Here is a 15,485-nt window from a genome sequence, read left to right on the forward strand (position 1 = left end):
CGCTTATCCTTTCAATCCGATCTCGAATTTGGCTTTGGTCGCATGGACGAGGTAGACGCCTTCGTCAATCCATTCAACGGAACAGCCTTGGGTAGACGTCATTTTCTTGTCCGTCCTCAGCACGAAGAACATCTCTTCGCTGAAGTTGTTCATGTACCCGGTGATCTTGTCTTCGCTGTGCTCCACGTAGACCCTGGTCTGGAGATAATCGGTAAGCTCGCTTCCTCCCTCTGAAGCCGTCATGCTGCGCATCCAGGGGTAGCGCTCGTACAGTTTTTTCATCATCGAACGGATTTCCTTGGACAGGCTCGGCCAGGTCTTTTCTTTGCTTCTCGCTTTGTCCAAAATGTCATCCGGGTGGACGAAGTGGGAAAACACACCGAGTGATGTCATAGCATTGGCGATATACCAATCGTTGATGTCCGTATCGGCATAACCCGATGTAATGCGAGGCATCTCCACGATCCCGTCTCCGGCAACCGAAAACTCCTGAATGTATTCCAGATTGTTTGCCGATTCTGCATACAGCGAGGCGATGATATTCACCTGTGGAAGCGTGTTTTTCAGCGCTTGACGCCCTTCTTCCGCCATCACATTGGACGGTGGAACATAGACCCGAATGGCATACTGAGAAAAAATGCGTTTGATATAAGCATCCAGCTCTTGCAAGGATTGGGTCATGCTCGCTTCACTAGGCCATGCCCGATAGCCCAGCTCGTCTACTCGCGACTGATCCGTGACAAGCGACTGGTGATTGTAGCCGTGAATCCCGAGCTCTCCACCCAGCTTCAGCAAATCCCGCCCATACGTGATCAAATTGGTTTTATCAGAGCCCTCCAGGTCTGTAAAAGGCGGCTCTACCCGATCGTTGTACGTTTGGATCAAAGCTCCGGTATAGGTGACATCATAGTCCGCTGCCAGTCTGATCATATCCGGCCACCAGATGTCGTGGTAGAAATCGGGGATATCCTTTTTGTACGCTCGGTAAATATCCAGATCGTACCCTTGACGAAAGGGGGAGGGAAAGTCATCGATGTACATGATCTTCATATTCATGATCGGATACAGGAAGTCAGGATTTAAAACACTGACAGCACCCGCAATCAGGCCCCTGTTCATGGAGGACTGCAGGTTGGTTCCGTTGTACACCATGAATTTGCCTTTGCCGTAATCGACGTCCCAGAGCAACGGCACCCGGTCTTCGATCGCGATGGCATACACTTTGCTACGCTCCTCGAGCTCGACAGGTATCGAGGTATTGAAAATCAGTTTTTCACTGATTTTTGCCTCCTGACCTTGGATGAGCAGGTTGGACGTCATCTGTATTCCTTTGGTCACCACGGGTCCGCCCATTGCGTTGACACCCAGCTTGCGATAGATGCGGTAAAAGCCGTCGTTGTATTCCGGTGTGCGCGTAAAAAACACACGACCACCGTCCTCTGCATAACGCAAGAGTGCATCCAGGTCGGGGAACTTGCCCAGGTTCTCCACGGTCACCAGAATCGTCCTATAGGATACGCTCGGTTTCGTCAGCTTGGTGACCTCGGTTGTTTCGTACTCCTTTTTCATGTAGTCGAGGACTTGTTTAACGTTCCGCGTGATTTCACCGCTTCCACTATCTTCAGGGTCCGTGACGATCAGGAACTTCTCGCGTGTCAGTCTTGCCAGCTCCTGTGGGCTGATTCCGTTTTGCTTGGGGACGGCTGCCTTCGCACTTCTCCCATTTGCCTCATGACTGCTCACCTGCAAAATAAACTGGGAGCGGGTGGCCTCGATCACGATTCCCAGCAGAAGTACGATGGCCAAGATGATGTAAATATTTTTTTTGACGACAATGTCTTTGTTCATTTTTTCCATTCGCCCATCTCTATTGAACTACTTTCGGCTGTCGATCCTGCTGCTGCTTGTTTGAAAGCCAAATCGATTTCCTCGTGCATCGTCGACCCGAGCCTGCTCCAATGGCGAATCAGCATCAAGGTCGAATGAGAAACACGTACAGAGGAGCTCTTCAGTCGCTCCATCTCGGCGGTAAACTCGTCATATTTGCGCAGCGTGTACGAAATCTTCAGGCTCATTACATAAGGCACATCGCTGTCTGGGTGCGCCAGCTGGAATTTGTCGCAGTATTCCCGGGCCTTTTCATAGGCTTTGTTCGTCAGATCGCAGTTGATCTTGTCCACGTAGTACATCTCTTCGGCCGTGTAAACCGCAAGTAACGATTCCAATACGAACGAATAGGTGTAGGTATACTTCAAATAGGTCCGCTCATCCAGCAGCGAGCTGTTCAAATATGTCTTAAGTACGTTTGCATAGGCCTTCAAAACATCGATGTCCTGCTTGTTGGCCTCGTATTTCACCGAAAGATCCTGCAGCTGCAGCTGGAGCTTGCCACGCATTTGGGTCAATGCCGCGGCCGCGTAGTGTACCGTCTCAGTATCCTCGTTCTGCAGGGCGATTTCCAGCGTGCGAATTTGCCAAATCGTTTGCTCCTTCAGTGCGTCAATGAGCATTTTTCGCCTTGTACTCGTGTCATTGACCAAAAGGATTTCCTCTGCGGAAACGACGTTCATCTCTTTTGCCAAATCTGGCCTGCGGAAAATCCTCGCTTCCTCTCCCAGCATCAACGCCTCGCTCTCCAGCTTGAGCTGATTTTCATTTTGCTCTGCTGTGCGCTTGTAGGCATTTGTCATCACCATCAGGAACAGCCCGGCACCTGGGAGAAACAAGACGACGAGGAACCGTACCAGCATTTCCTGCTGACCCCGGCGCCTGCCGAGTAAACCGTAGAGCAGCGATACCAGAATATGAAGCAGGGCCAGATTATACATAGGCGCCATCCTTCAACGTCAGGATCGGGCGGTCTCTCTCTGCCACGATCCATGCGGCAATGCCTTTTCGTTTCAGGCGCTCTACGACGAAAGCCGCTTCCAGCTCGTTCGAGTTGGAAAGGATGATGAAAAGCTCCCCTGCCTCGTCGATCCCGATATAATCAGCCTCACGCAAAGAGCCTGCAATCTTCGGCGAAATCGCTTCGTACTCTACTCCCCCACGATCTACGGAAAGGATCGTGAAGTCGGTGTTCAGCCTTTGCTTTGCTTCCCGCTTGCTCTTTACGATCTCGTAGAAATATGGTGGGCGCAGGATCGCTGTCTCCCCTACGTAGCGGTCTTTGTAGGTCGAATTCATGTGGCGCAGCGAGCGTGACAGCGCTGCCGAAATCAGCTGCACGGCTACCTGAAAAAGATTTTGCGTATACAAGGTAAAGTGCTCGAAGCCTAGGTGTTGGATCGCTACCATGGCTACCATTTTGCCATTATCCAAAATAGGAGCAGCGAGAATGGGGCGATCCTCGCGCATATGCGCTTCGACATAGATCTTCTGTGTATGCATGAGCTGGGTGAGATAGCTGTGATCAGACACCTTCAAGGAACGGGGAAGGTCAAAGCCCGTCTTGTTCGATTTGGCTACCAGACGAAGGAAGGTGTTGTTCTGATTCATGGTGTAAATGGAGATTTCATCTGACTTCATGATCTTTTCCAAAACGTGCACCGCACTTTGCAGTACACGCTCCGGCTCAAGGGTGTCCAATTCCTTGGTGATGGCATACATTTTTCCAAAGCTGTCCTCGGAGTTGACGATTTGCTGCTGCAGCTCGTCCTTTACTTGGAGGTTGTCATTGTACATTTCCTTCAAAAAATCGTACTTCTCTTCCACTGCTTGCTTCTTAAATTGAGTAGATACAACTTCCTTGCTCCTTTTGTCCATCGAGTATCCCACAGCAATCCCGATGATAAAGTAGATCGCGATATGGAACAGAACACTGGCATCGTACAGCAGGGAGACAATTTCCCGTCCGTTGTGCAGACTCTCGCCAATAAACAGACCGCAGGAGAGAATGACAGAGAGAATAGACTGCTTGGTGCCATAAATCGCGCTAATCAGCACAATATAGATCAGCTTCAGGTCAAACATGCCGCTCTGCGTCGTATAAACGGATAATGCCAGTACAACCAGGAAGGCTAGCAGGTTTTCTACATAGGGCCGAATGTCTGCAACGAAGGAAGGCCGGGCTGTATCCGGTTCTGCTGTCCTTGCCCTTTTTTCGTTTTCCCGCTGCAGCCCACCAGCGGCAAACCAGCGGGAAGTTTTCGCCAGGCCCTCTCGCAAGGAATACATCGGTACCCAATCCAGTCTTCGTTTTACCCGTGTATTGTCCAGTAAGGATACATCAATATCTCCCTTTCTTTTGGGAGAGTGATTGATTCCTTTGAGCGTTTTTTCTTCCCCCAGCAGCCCGATCAGCTCGTTAATGCTGCTTTGCTTGTTTGTTGACAGATTCAGAACCCCGCTATAATCCGTTGTCCCTGCCCGATAGATCGCATCCGCTACGTCCTCGACGTAGATGAAATCTCTCGTTTGGCTTCCGTCTCCATGCAGATCGATCTCCTGGTCCGTATGCAGGCGTTCCAGAAAGGTAGAGATCACTCCTCCCTCCCCGATTGAGCCCTGCCTTGGGCCATACACATTGGCAAATCGAAAGCAGAGCGTGTCTAGACCGTAAAATTCCTTCCACTTGTGGCAGTATTGCTCGCCAATCAGCTTGTTCATCCCGTAAATGGAAATCGGATCGCACTCGTCCGCCTCTGACAAAGGCATATGCTCGTTTCGTCCGTAAACCGCTGCTGATGAGGCAAAGATGAACTTCTCCACGCGATGCTTGCTCGACAAACGAAGCATATTGACAAGCCCTAGAATGTTGGAGGTTGAATCTAGCAGAGGGTCTTCCATGGATGTCTGGACATTGATTTGTGCCGCCAGGTGAACAACGACATCAAATTTGTTACTGCGAAAGACTTCCTCGCATTTTTTATCCTCTACGGAAAAAAGAAAGGATTTGTGCTTAAAATCGACGTTGTTCCGATCCCCTGACGAGAGGTTGTCGAGGATGTACACCTGATAGCCTTCTTTGTAAAACCTTTCGGCAACAAACGAGCCGATGAATCCATAACCGCCTGTAACCAATACTTTCATACTCACACCCCAACTCTATTTGAAAGCTGAACGAATCTCGCCTATTTGGTGATCTGCCGTCACCCATGAAGCTTCTCCCAATACTTTTCGTATGGACAGCTCGACTCGCTCTTTTTGCAATGGCTTGGCTATGAAGTCTTTTGCTCCTGCACGAATCGCCTGGATGACGGTATCGCGATAGACGAGAGCCGAGCATATGATGATGTTGGCATTGCGATCCAATTCAATGATTTTCCGTGAGGCCCTAAGCCCGTCCATCCCCGGCATGGAGATGTCCAGCAAGACAATGTCTGGACGATACAGACGGTAGTTTCGGACTGCCTCTTCCCCAGAATCCGCTTCCGCAATGACTTCAAATCCTAACGACTCGAACATGTTCCGCAGCATAAGCCGCGCGAAAGCAGCGACGTCGACAATCATAATGCTGTTCATTCCCACATAACGTTCTCCCATCCTACCTAGTAAAGGCAATCACCCATCTACCCTTTTTCCCTTTCATCAATCGGCATCATTCTACAAGAGGCGCCTCAACAATTTCTGAACAATTTGGACTAGGACATTTGGTTTACGGGAATGCCGAGCCTCGCAAAAAGGAGCTGCTCTCAGCTCTTTGCTTGACTATTGGGCGAATTAACCAAGCACCATGAATCTGCCCGGGGAATATGAATGAATACGTTTGTTTGTACGTCTACGGGTGACACGTCGGAAATTGTGGGTAACAGTCTCGCCTCACACCGATCTAAAAGAGCACAAACCTTGTTAGGTGGGAGGAAGTAGGAATGGATTCATCCCCAAATTCATCCAATCAACCGCAAAAGAAACAGTCATCGAGGTCTTCTGCAAATCGCGCCGAAAAGAAGCAAGCCACCAATTCTTCATCGGGCAATGGAAAAAAGAAGAAGTCCGCCAATTCTTCGTCAAAGGATGCCCAAAAGAACCAGACCAATAATCAATCCACTGCTCTCCCTTGCTTCCCAGGCACTAGCTTGGAGCTTATCGTGGCTAGTCTCCTTTTAACCGGCAAGCTGCGAGTAGACTCTGTTCAATTGTTTAGACAAGCTACGATGATTGTCGGCTTAACAGGAAAGTACATTACGCTCGACGACTTGAACAATAGCAACAATAATGTAGATAGCATGGTGAATTTTTTGAACGAGAATGGGAATGTAACGGTAGATGAAATTTTCCAGGCGCTCAAAAAGAAAATGAATAGCTGATCAGGAACCTAAAAGGGGGAATGTATCATGAATTCTTTTAATGGAGAGGCTTTTTCGGAATCCATCCTACTTGTCATTCTTCTTGCGATGCTATTTTTCGGCTCCAGAGATATCGCCGGACTATCCGCTCAGCCTACGAAGTAAAAAAAGCAGTGGCAGTCTTTGCCAAAGCAGAAGCATCTTGGATCGACGAATCCTTTAGCTTAACCCTTTGAAGGTTTGGGCAATTGCGCAAAAACTCCAGATTCGATAGCGATACCTCTTCCAGCTCCAGCGTTCGCAAGTTCACGAGCTGCCCCAACAATTCCACCGACTCTTCGGCTCCTGAAGCCAGCCCGACTAGTGTCAGCTTCTCGAGTGAGGCTAGCTCGGCCAGACTGCAGAGCTGCTCCCTATCCAGCCCGCTGACCTCCAGCTCCTTCAAGCTCTTTGCCTGCTTTAGCTGGGGACAATCGCGCAAGGCTTCAATCGATTCCAACTCGTTTGCCGACAGGATCAGCTCACGGACCTCCCTGCAATGCGCCAAAGGTGTGATATCCGTGATTCCCTCACCGATAAAACGGAGCTGCTTTTCTCGCAGAAATACATCGGGTGAGCCGCTGGCCGACAGGATCCGCTCCTGCCAGCTCTCCTCCAAGCCGTTCAACCACGCAGACGTATCTTGCAGCCCATGATCCATGCGAATCGGATGAAGCGCAGGCTGAGGGCAACGACATACTTGACCTCTTCGTCACGGCCAAAATTAATGACCTGCCCCATGCGTCCCTGCTCATCGGGATCCAGATCGAGGCCGAGATGATTTCCTCCCCAATCTTTGCTGATCGGCAGCCAGTAGCGGTTTCGTTCCAAACCTAATACAGCTCTCTCAAATCCGCAGGCAGGGCAAACCCAAGCTCAGCCTCTGCTTCTTGAAGCTGCTGCTCAGTCGCTGGCGGGTGAAACGCTTCTTCCCCTTCACGAAATTCAGATCGCAGCAGCTCTATGATTTCGGTAACGAATGGCTTGATCATGTGCCTTCTCACCTTTTGCTTTGGCTGCCGTCGACTTTAGCTTCGCCACCCCGCCCCATACGATGTAGACCAGATGCTCCACCTGATACGATTCGCACAGACGAATGCTTTCCAGCAGAACTGCTAGATTTGCTTCCTCTTCGACCTGCTCCTTGAGCTTGGGCTTCATGGAATCTGTCCCGTGCAGCAAACAAATCGTCAGCGTAGGAATCGTCTTGGCATTCACCCCGTGTTTATCGACAAACGCAGCCGTAAAGTAGTTTTGTACGGACTGATGCTCTTCATCTACCTGCTTCATGTAGTGCTCGACCAAAGGAAAATTGCGCTCATCCGCAAGCCCTAGTCCAAATACAGCATAGGTTCCCGGCATGCAGTTCTTTTCACCTTCTGTGTCTGTGTACCATTCATACTCGCAAATCGCCTCGCGTGCATACTCCTCCAGCAATGGATGCAAGCTTGGGTAGGCCAGTGCGTTGGCAAAAAAACGATGGGTTGCCGACTTCGCCAGACCTTTGATCGGCAGAAATTGCTTCTCCTTGGATGTCAGCTTGATCTGATAGCTTTTGGGAAAGCCTGCCCGGAGCAGCTGGCACAAAAAGCGGATCGCCTGTGCATAGCACTCTTCCCCTTCCTGCTTCACCGTTATCGTGACCGTTGCAAATACGTCGTTTGCCTTGCACTCGACAACCTCGTTTGCCATTTGCCTATCTTCACGAGCGATGCTTCCGCTGCCTTCCAGCAAAATCTGAGCAGCGAGCTCGCTACCCAGCTCTTTTGCCCTCTCCAAAAACTCACTACCAGTATCTCTTGCGTAGGAGGGCTCGTATTTGAGAATCGCCACCGCCGTATAAAGAAAAAGCTCCATTTCTCCCTGGTCGATGCTCCCCAGGTGCTGCACAGCTTTTTTCGTGTAGACCTTTTGCCCCCATTGCAGCTCCTTTCTCTCAAAGTGCTGCAGGAGCCAGTCCTGCTCACCCCAATCCCGCAGAGCATGTACGATCGTATGGCGATGCTCTCTGAGCTGCGGCTGATTTCCTTTATTCAGATCCAGAATCTGCTCAAAAGTGGAAATGATTTTGCGGGTATCAAGCTTTGGAAACAGGTCTCGATCTAAAAGATGCCTTGCCAAGAAAAACGTCTCCAGTGGATCAGTGGCACTTGCTGGCTGAGCTTCGAGCCTCTCCAGATAGGCCTGTACACGTTCAAGCAGTAGCTCCTTTTTGGCTTGGTCGATCTGCTTTAAAATCAGCACGTTGATTTTCCCGTTTTCCGTTTGAAACTTTCCCCAAAACGAAAAGCTGTAGTCAATCAGCGCTGCCTGCGGGAGGTTGTCCAGCTTCTCTTGCATATAGAAGGCAAGCTTTGGCACGACGATTCCTCTGATCGACTCTTCCGGAATGCTCCCCGTAGATGGATGGTTACTGCCGCGAGCATCCCGCTCAAAGTCGAGATCATCCAAATACGCGTCCCCTATCAAGCAAAATACTTGTAAATATATCCAAATACCTATTCGACCAGCTGCCCATAATCGAGTAGGAGGGAGCGACTAACTCCCGTCCTCTCACACCACCGTACGTACCGTTCGGTATACGGCGGTTCATCAAGCTTGACGAATGACAGAATATCGTTGTAATAAGCTTTTCAGCCCTTGTTGTTGCCAATATGCAACTCCGAGGGCTTTGTGCATTTGAGGAGTCTTTGTGGTACGCCATGCACCCTTTCTGGTGTTTGCAATTTCTATTGCTTGGACGTGCGATAAACCCAGAGAGCGAAGTTCTCGATATCGGGTTCGTACTCGCTTCCACTGAGACCACAAGCAAAGTCGAAGTCTACGTCGTATCCATTCGTCGATAGATTGAAGGATTTTCTTTGCATCCGCAAGGGCAAAATATCCGATCCAACCCATGAGGTACTGGTTTAGCTTCCGAATCCTTTCATCCATAGAGATGCTCCATACCGGATTAGTGATGAAGCGGATTTTCTCTTTCAACTTCAGAAGTGATTTTGGATGAAGCCGAATCCTTGCTTGTTTTGCATTAGTGAAACCGAAACCGAGGAACTTACGCTTCCAAGGTCGATCCACTGCGCTCTTCTGCTCATTTACTTTAAGCTTAAGTACCTTCTCCAAGTAGCTTTGGATACTTTCTTTTACCCGTTCTCCCGCCCGCTTTGTTCTCACGTAGATATTGCTATCGTCTGCGTATCGACAAAAGCGATGTCCCCTCTTTTCCAGTTCTTTATCCAAATCGTCGAGCAAGATGTTCGCCAATAACGGACTAAGTGGACCACCTTGTGGTGTGCCCTCTACTGCCGAAAGGCAGATGCCATTGACCATGATGCCTGCTTGTAGATATGCGCGAACAAGTTTCAACAAAGCTTTATCTTTTACTTTTCGAGCAACCCGACTCATTAAAATATCGTGATTAACCCGGTCGAAGAATTTCTCTAAGTCCATATCCACGACAAAGCGATATCCTTCGGAAATATAAAATTGTGCTTGTCTCATGGCGTCATGCGCACCACGGTTCGGTCGGAATCCGAAACTGGATTCTGAGAAGTGGGGGTCAAATATAGGAGTAAGAACTTGGAGGATGGCTTGTTGAATAAAGCGATCTATCACGGTAGGAATACCTAATAACCTTACTCCTCCGTCAGATTTCGGGATTTCGACTCTGCGGACAGGGGAAGGTTTGTAGGTCCCTTTCATAATCTGCTTTTTAGTGGTCAACCAGTGTTCACGGATATAATCGCGCAGTTGTTCGGTTGAAACACCGTCGATTCCCGCCGATCCTTTGTTTCTTTCCACTCTTTCGAGTGCCACTAATAGATTTTCTCGTGACAGGACTTTCTCCAACAGCTCCATGACGATACCCTTCCTCCGCACGCATCCTTCTAGTCTTGCCGGACAATACTCAGCCCTCTCTTGTACCCTCAGGGCTTCACCCATTTTCTCCAAGAGTAGTTCCTTACAGAATTCTGCTTCACAGTATTATCACGAAAGTGATTAGCGGATGTGTTGACTTAATGTTCAGCCCTTCCCCGTTCAAGCGTCCTTTACTTGGGTACTATGGCTTCTGCTGACTTCTGCATGTTCAGCGTCTCCTTACGAAGACGGTTACCAACATTTGAAGGCACTTCATGCAGACCTCCCCAGGTAAGAGCGATAACTTTCATCCCATGTACCTGCCCAAGTTTACTGCTGTATTCCTTGGCTGTATGGGGCTTCGTCTTGTTTGGCAGACTCACCCGAATACAACAGCCTCAAATTGGGTTCGTGTACCTCAGGTCGGGACTTTGCCGCCGGCTTCCTTCAGATTCCACCTCGCGGTGGACACCCTTGCCTTGGGCTAACGGTTGGTACAGCCAACCCCCGTTCGGGACTTACACCCTAGAGCTATCGCCCATGCTGGGCGCACCAAAAAAGGCCAGCCTCTTTGTAAGAGAGGGCTGGCCTTTTGTCTTGCATGTACCTAGATGCGGAAAGCACCGCCGCCAGAGAGTTGTTGTTCGGCAAAGCTTACCAGGCGCTTCGTAATTTCTCCACCAACTGAGCCATTCTGACGAGAAGAAGTGTCTGGGCCGAGAATGACCCCGAATTCTGCTGCGATTTCAAACTTCATTTGGTCAAGGGCTTGCGATGCTTGCGGGACCAGCTTTTGATTTGAATTGCCACTTCCACTTAACATGATGTATTTCCCTCCAATCGGTGTTGTGGGCTTATTATGCGCTAGTGGCGGTGGCAATATTTACGCCGAATACAGATCCCTTAACTTACCAATTTCAGAGCCAATCATTTACAAATGGAGCGCGCAGATTGTCGATCATTTGCTGCTGCTTGCTGGCAATACTGCTGCGAATCGTGTCCTTGTATGAAATCGCGTATTTGGCGCGAGACAGGATTCGTTGCGCCAGATCTTGTTCATCTGTAGTGACGGCAAGTTCCGCCACGTCCAAGGAATGGATAAAGTCCACGCATTTGAAACGATACGCCAAGCATACAAAGGGAATCCCGCAGGCTGCGCTCAGCACATTGGCGTGCAGCTTGAAGTTGATGGTCGCCTCCCATGCTTGGATACGTCGCATCATCTCTGTATGATCGTGAACGACCAGATCAAGCGTCGTCCGTTCAGGACACGCGATCTTTTGGTAGAGCCGCTTGTTCGCGTTCCCATCTGGCCCCCACATGGTGTACAGATACAAATCGTACCCTTCCTCGATTAATTTGCGGCCTGCGTACGCCAGGGCATCCTCTACCTCAGCTTCGTGTTTTCCGTAGATCCGATTGTAGGAGGTTCCCCAGTTGATGCCGATGACTGGTCGATTCTGCTTTGAGTCTACCTGCTCGGGGCTTGGTGTACTTGGCGGCATGAGCAGCATTCCCGGGTCACCACTAATATGGAGGTGACCCCCTACACCAGATGCCTGCAAATATTGGTAGGTCAGCGGTCCTCGTACGCCAAAGAAAGAAGCGTGCTGCCCGATTTCCCGCAGCATCTCACGCATGCGATCACTTTCCCCCATCTGCGCATGGTCCAATCTCCCTGCAGCATCCAAGCGAACAGGCTCTTGCGTATCATAGCCACTGCCCCAGATCAGCAGCTGTTTCTTTTGCTGCACAGCCCGGTACGCCACATCGACATACCCGGGCACAAGCAGCGATCCGCCACCGATGACGACGGTATCATACGGACTCAGATCCTGGAGATCAACACCGGGCAAAGAAGGGATGATCTGCACCTTTTGTGGATCGAGCAGCTCATGTGCCAGCTGCTCAAACGCTTTCCACATGAGCTCGTCTCCTAGGTTGTTAAAACCAATCCAGCCAACGTACAACACTTTTCTCATCGAACCGCTCACCCTCTCTCGCCTTTTCTGACCCGTTCATACAGCGCTAACATTTCTTCTCCTTTTTGTTGGATAGGAAACACGGATGATACCCACGCTCTCCCCATCATTCCGATCTGCTTCAGCTTTTCTCGATTCCCCAGCGCTTCTTGCAAAGCTTTGGAAATAAGATGCGGGGAAGGCTTTTCTATCGAATCATGATCGCCGAAATAATAGTCCCACGCCAGCTCATATAACTTGGGTGTAACGAGTCCCACATAGCCGTGATTGCCTATGGCGAGCACTGGCTTGCCGCAGGCCATCGCCTCCAGCGCCACTCGTCCCGTGCCAATCACCAGATCGCTGCTCTCGTAATAAGGCAAAACGTCCGTTTGTTCCCCTACGAGATGGATGTAGACCTCGCCACGCAGTTTATTCAAATTTCTCGCCAGCTCTTTCACGTGATGGACTTGTGCTCCTGTCCCTACAACCACGATGTGAACCTTGTTCCATTCGGCTGGCCACGTTTTGGTCGAACGCAGTACCATGTTGCACACCGAAGCTTTTTGCCAGGCCAATCTGCTCACATAGGTCACGACGGTCGCATCTTCCGGGACATTTGGCAAAAAGGTTCCGCGAGCACGATCACTTGCCTCTGGGTGAAACCTTTCCAGATCGACACCGTTGGAAATGACCGTCGATGTAATTCCTTTGGCAAGCCAATAGCGTTGGACCGGTTTGCTTACACTGATTATGGCGTCACATAGTTGAGCAAGCTCGATGGCTTCCTCGTGCGGATAATACGTCCCGTGCATCGTGAAGACGACGGGAATTCCCAGTTCATTGGCTGCATTTGCGGCGAGGATTCCCGAGGGCGTCTGATGCACGTGTACGATAGAGATTTGCTCCTGCTCCATGACCTTCTGGTAGGCTTGCTTCAGCACTTTTTTCCTCTCCGTCAGCGGCTGTAGGTCCGACGCCACCAGATGAACTTGGTAACCCGCACGGATAAACTCCTGATGGAACGGACCGTCTGCTCCCGCATAATGCAAGCGTACTCCCTTTTCTACAAATGGTTTGCCGAGACTTTGGGCGTACGTTTCCGTTCCACCTGTTCCCATACTGTCCAGAACCATCAATACACGGCTGCTCATCCTTTGCTCTCCTTTCTCCGATAGTACTTGGTCGAACGTTGATGGGCATGAAGCCGATAGTAATAGAGCGCCTCCGGAAGATTCTCGATATTCGCTCGGGCATTCAAGCTTTTGGCGATAAATTCGTAATCCTCTGCACCATTGATCCGTCGCGTAGGTCCGCCGATTTGATCAAACAATCGCCCGCGAAACAGAATCGTTCCATGGCAAACGCAATGCCCTCCCGCTCCGTACACCTTTCGAATATCGTCTCCATACTTGATCCAGGTGGACAGCTCCCTTTTGTTCGGGGTCTCTGACGGGAACGCATAATAATTGGTCCCTACCAGCTCCACTTCCGGATGCTCCTGCAAAAACGTAACCTGCCGCTCCAAGCGCAAAGGGTGGGAGTAATCATCCGAATCCTGAACCGCGATGTATTCTCCTTTTGCAAAATAGAACCCCATGTTGATTGCACCTGCAAAACCGATGTTGCGCGGCAGTTGTTGAATCACGACCTGATGATCCCGGAGTGACGCTTCATTCCGCTGCAGCCACTCGTAAACGATGGCGACAGAATCATCTGTGGAAGCATCGTCGATAAAGATCATTTCCCACTTTTGATAGGTCTGCGAAAGAATGCTGTTCAGGCACTCTAGCACGTAGTCGCCACGGTTATAATTCGTGATGACTACGCTCACCAGCCCGCTTTCACGCTCTGTTTCCATATTTTCGCACCACTTTCTGCTAATAGTTGAAAAGCCTCGATATGATCACCCAAAATCTGTTGAAATGCCAAAGACCTCCGGGAAGTGGCGAGGTTTTTGTCCGGGCGAATCCGATTGCGGGCAAAGCTGTCTACTTCGTGCACCAGCCTTATGTCCAAACCGGCTAAGGCTGCCGCTGCCTGCGCTTTAGGTGGACAGACCAACAACTGCCAACCGATCGGAGCAAAAGACTCGCGGCGCAAGGCAAACGGTACGACCAGCATGGAGCCTGGCCCCAGCCCTTTGCGATTGATCGCTGCATTCAACGCTTGCCTGGCTGCCAGCACTCCATCCCGCGAAGAGACACCTGAAAGGAACCGCCGTTGATCATTGAGGGCTACCTCGACACGATGCTGGCAAGCACGTACAAACGGATACAGATCCATGGCCGGGATGACGAAATCTGCATCCACGAACAACAAAATGTCTCCTCGGGCGAGACTGGCTCCCACTGCTCGACCCGTATCTACTCCCAAAGGCTCTGCTATTTCTACGGTCGTGACACCATGCTCCCGCGCGATTCTTGCCGTCTGATCACTGGATCCATTTACGACCACAATGATTTCAGCCGGAGCAAGCTGCAGCACTTCCCGCAGGACATTCCCGATCGTCCGCTCTTCGTTGCACGCGGGGATAATGACGGAAAGCCGGTCTTCCCCGTAGCGCTTCGTCGATCGCAAGGGCCATTTTCCCCATTGCCTTACTTGGTGATGCGGTGTCTGGCCCCTCTGCTGTGCGTACTGCTCAGCTACTTCTCTTTTTCTTTGACCATCCTCGAGCCCCCCTCGGAAGGGCAGACAGGAAAACGCAGCTACCTGTTCCTCGATGACAGCCTGCTCCCAGACGGATAGCTCTGACAGGCATGCCCCCAGCAGCTCTGGCTGGAAGGGCACCCACTCCTGTAAAGATTCCAAAGGCATTGTTCGTATGAGAATCCCGCTCGGAAGCAGCTTGCGAAAGGCTTGTGCTGGATGGGCAAGCTCTTCTGCAGGAATCTTGCTCAAGACTTTTTTGGCAAAGGCATGCGGCGTATTTACCAGGCACGCTTCCCGCCATTCCGGATGACCGTACGCTTCATTGAGCAGCTGACTGATACCTCGGACGGGCTCTGCCCGTTGCCTGCCACGCTCTCTGACGACTTCCTCGGAAAGCATCAAGTCGACTTGCTGATAGCGAAGAGGAAAGAGAAATCGCTGCAAGCTGGATACGGGGTAAAATCGGTCTTCACCAAGAAACAGCAGGATGTCCCCCCTCGCCTGGGCAGCTCCGATGGCTCTTGCCGAAAAAGGACTCTCTAACTGATCGACTCCGTGCACGCTACAACATACCGCAATAGAGTCGGGAAGCTCGCCAAGCAAATGCGCAGCCGAGACCAGAATGATTTCCAGAGGGGCCAGTTTCAGACTGGCCTCCATCTGTCGCTGCACATGCTGGATCGAATAAATAGCGGTAAGGATGACAGACAGTGTTTTCTCTTCGCCTGTCAGCCTGCGCGTCCCCATT

The 15,485-nt window shown here is 50.6% G+C and carries 15 protein-coding genes; 1 reads left to right on the forward strand and 14 read right to left on the reverse strand.

The genetic code is table 11. The annotated features are described in order from the left end of the window. Positions 1-3 precede the first annotated feature (3 nt). From ACLIN2_RS22120 to ACLIN2_RS22135, 4 genes are read right to left on the reverse strand one after another with little or no spacing between them, the layout of a single operon-like run. A complete protein-coding gene (locus tag ACLIN2_RS22120) occupies positions 4-1,848 on the reverse strand; it encodes a DUF2194 domain-containing protein (protein ID WP_411502141.1) in 1,845 nt (614 codons plus the stop codon). After that, positions 1,845-2,828, reverse strand: coding sequence for a hypothetical protein (locus ACLIN2_RS22125; RefSeq protein ID WP_400585395.1), 984 nt, complete (start codon positions 2,826-2,828; stop codon positions 1,845-1,847). The genes ACLIN2_RS22120 and ACLIN2_RS22125 overlap by 4 nt, the downstream gene beginning before the upstream one ends. Continuing rightward, the gene (locus ACLIN2_RS22130; RefSeq protein ID WP_411502142.1) at positions 2,821-5,031 is read right to left on the reverse strand and encodes an NAD-dependent epimerase/dehydratase family protein; all 2,211 of its coding nucleotides are present in this window, start codon (positions 5,029-5,031) and stop codon (positions 2,821-2,823) included. The genes ACLIN2_RS22125 and ACLIN2_RS22130 overlap by 8 nt, the downstream gene beginning before the upstream one ends. A 15-nt stretch (positions 5,032-5,046) precedes the next feature. Beyond that, positions 5,047-5,463: a response regulator gene (locus ACLIN2_RS22135; protein ID WP_411502143.1), complete on the reverse strand. Its 417-nt coding sequence runs from the start codon at positions 5,461-5,463 to the stop codon at positions 5,047-5,049. A gap of 347 nt (positions 5,464-5,810) precedes the next feature. Here ACLIN2_RS22135 and ACLIN2_RS22140 point away from each other — a divergent pair, with 347 nt between their 5' ends. Further along, positions 5,811-6,248 carry a hypothetical protein gene (locus ACLIN2_RS22140; RefSeq protein ID WP_411502144.1) on the forward strand — a complete coding sequence of 146 codons (438 nt, stop codon included), beginning with the start codon at positions 5,811-5,813 and terminating at the stop codon, positions 6,246-6,248. 133 nt (positions 6,249-6,381) lie between these two features. Here ACLIN2_RS22140 and ACLIN2_RS22145 read toward each other — a convergent pair whose 3' ends face one another. The 10 genes from ACLIN2_RS22145 to ACLIN2_RS22190 form a co-directional block, all read right to left on the reverse strand. Beyond that, a complete protein-coding gene (locus ACLIN2_RS22145) occupies positions 6,382-6,885 on the reverse strand; it encodes a hypothetical protein (RefSeq protein ID WP_411502145.1) in 504 nt (167 codons plus the stop codon). A gap of 5 nt (positions 6,886-6,890) precedes the next feature. Then, positions 6,891-7,097 carry an SMI1/KNR4 family protein gene (locus ACLIN2_RS22150; RefSeq protein ID WP_400585406.1) on the reverse strand — a complete coding sequence of 69 codons (207 nt, stop codon included), beginning with the start codon at positions 7,095-7,097 and terminating at the stop codon, positions 6,891-6,893. 2 nt (positions 7,098-7,099) lie between these two features. After that, complete coding sequence (locus ACLIN2_RS22155; RefSeq protein ID WP_411502146.1) at positions 7,100-7,258, reverse strand: SMI1/KNR4 family protein; 159 nt, start codon at positions 7,256-7,258, stop codon at positions 7,100-7,102. After that, the gene (locus tag ACLIN2_RS22160) at positions 7,212-8,717 is read right to left on the reverse strand and encodes a DUF6138 family protein (RefSeq protein ID WP_411502147.1); all 1,506 of its coding nucleotides are present in this window, start codon (positions 8,715-8,717) and stop codon (positions 7,212-7,214) included. The genes ACLIN2_RS22155 and ACLIN2_RS22160 overlap by 47 nt, the downstream gene beginning before the upstream one ends. 141 nt (positions 8,718-8,858) lie before the next feature. Continuing rightward, positions 8,859-10,121: a group II intron reverse transcriptase/maturase gene (ltrA, locus tag ACLIN2_RS22165; RefSeq protein ID WP_411501590.1), complete on the reverse strand. Its 1,263-nt coding sequence runs from the start codon at positions 10,119-10,121 to the stop codon at positions 8,859-8,861. 607 nt (positions 10,122-10,728) lie between these two features. Then, positions 10,729-10,944 carry an alpha/beta-type small acid-soluble spore protein gene (locus ACLIN2_RS22170; RefSeq protein ID WP_092268494.1) on the reverse strand — a complete coding sequence of 72 codons (216 nt, stop codon included), beginning with the start codon at positions 10,942-10,944 and terminating at the stop codon, positions 10,729-10,731. Positions 10,945-11,038: 94 nt separating this feature from the next. Then, on the reverse strand, positions 11,039-12,103 hold the full coding sequence (locus ACLIN2_RS22175; protein ID WP_411502148.1) for a polysaccharide pyruvyl transferase family protein: 1,065 nt from the start codon (positions 12,101-12,103) through the stop codon (positions 11,039-11,041). Positions 12,104-12,111: 8 nt separating this feature from the next. Beyond that, entirely contained in the window at positions 12,112-13,236 is a 1,125-nt protein-coding gene (locus tag ACLIN2_RS22180; RefSeq protein WP_411502149.1) for a glycosyltransferase, read from the reverse strand. Continuing rightward, the gene (locus ACLIN2_RS22185; protein WP_411502150.1) at positions 13,233-13,943 is read right to left on the reverse strand and encodes a glycosyltransferase family 2 protein; all 711 of its coding nucleotides are present in this window, start codon (positions 13,941-13,943) and stop codon (positions 13,233-13,235) included. The genes ACLIN2_RS22180 and ACLIN2_RS22185 overlap by 4 nt, the downstream gene beginning before the upstream one ends. Next, positions 13,913-15,484 (reverse strand): glycosyltransferase family 2 protein, encoded by a 1,572-nt coding sequence (locus ACLIN2_RS22190; RefSeq protein WP_411502151.1) that lies wholly within the window; start codon positions 15,482-15,484, stop codon positions 13,913-13,915. Before ACLIN2_RS22190 ends, ACLIN2_RS22185 begins: the two co-directional genes overlap by 31 nt. Between the last annotated feature and the right edge of the window lies 1 nt (position 15,485).

The organism is Brevibacillus centrosporus (assembly GCF_046622605.1).
GTDB lineage: Bacteria > Bacillota > Bacilli > Brevibacillales > Brevibacillaceae > Brevibacillus > Brevibacillus centrosporus.

Coding starts and splice junctions, on each gene's coding strand:
- ACLIN2_RS22120 (WP_411502141.1), bottom strand. CDS start 1,848: ATGAACAAAGACATTGTCGTCAAAAAAAATATTTACATCATCTTGGCC.
- ACLIN2_RS22125 (WP_400585395.1), bottom strand. CDS start 2,828: ATGTATAATCTGGCCCTGCTTCATATTCTGGTATCGCTGCTCTACGGT.
- ACLIN2_RS22130 (WP_411502142.1), bottom strand. CDS start 5,031: ATGAAAGTATTGGTTACAGGCGGTTATGGATTCATCGGCTCGTTTGTT.
- ACLIN2_RS22135 (WP_411502143.1), bottom strand. CDS start 5,463: ATGAACAGCATTATGATTGTCGACGTCGCTGCTTTCGCGCGGCTTATG.
- ACLIN2_RS22140 (WP_411502144.1), top strand. CDS start 5,811: ATGGATTCATCCCCAAATTCATCCAATCAACCGCAAAAGAAACAGTCA.
- ACLIN2_RS22155 (WP_411502146.1), bottom strand. CDS start 7,258: ATGATCAAGCCATTCGTTACCGAAATCATAGAGCTGCTGCGATCTGAA.
- ltrA (WP_411501590.1), bottom strand. CDS start 10,121: ATGGAGCTGTTGGAGAAAGTCCTGTCACGAGAAAATCTATTAGTGGCA.
- ACLIN2_RS22170 (WP_092268494.1), bottom strand. CDS start 10,944: ATGTTAAGTGGAAGTGGCAATTCAAATCAAAAGCTGGTCCCGCAAGCA.
- ACLIN2_RS22175 (WP_411502148.1), bottom strand. CDS start 12,103: ATGAGAAAAGTGTTGTACGTTGGCTGGATTGGTTTTAACAACCTAGGA.
- ACLIN2_RS22180 (WP_411502149.1), bottom strand. CDS start 13,236: ATGAGCAGCCGTGTATTGATGGTTCTGGACAGTATGGGAACAGGTGGA.
- ACLIN2_RS22185 (WP_411502150.1), bottom strand. CDS start 13,943: ATGGAAACAGAGCGTGAAAGCGGGCTGGTGAGCGTAGTCATCACGAAT.
- ACLIN2_RS22190 (WP_411502151.1), bottom strand. CDS start 15,484: ATGGGGACGCGCAGGCTGACAGGCGAAGAGAAAACACTGTCTGTCATC.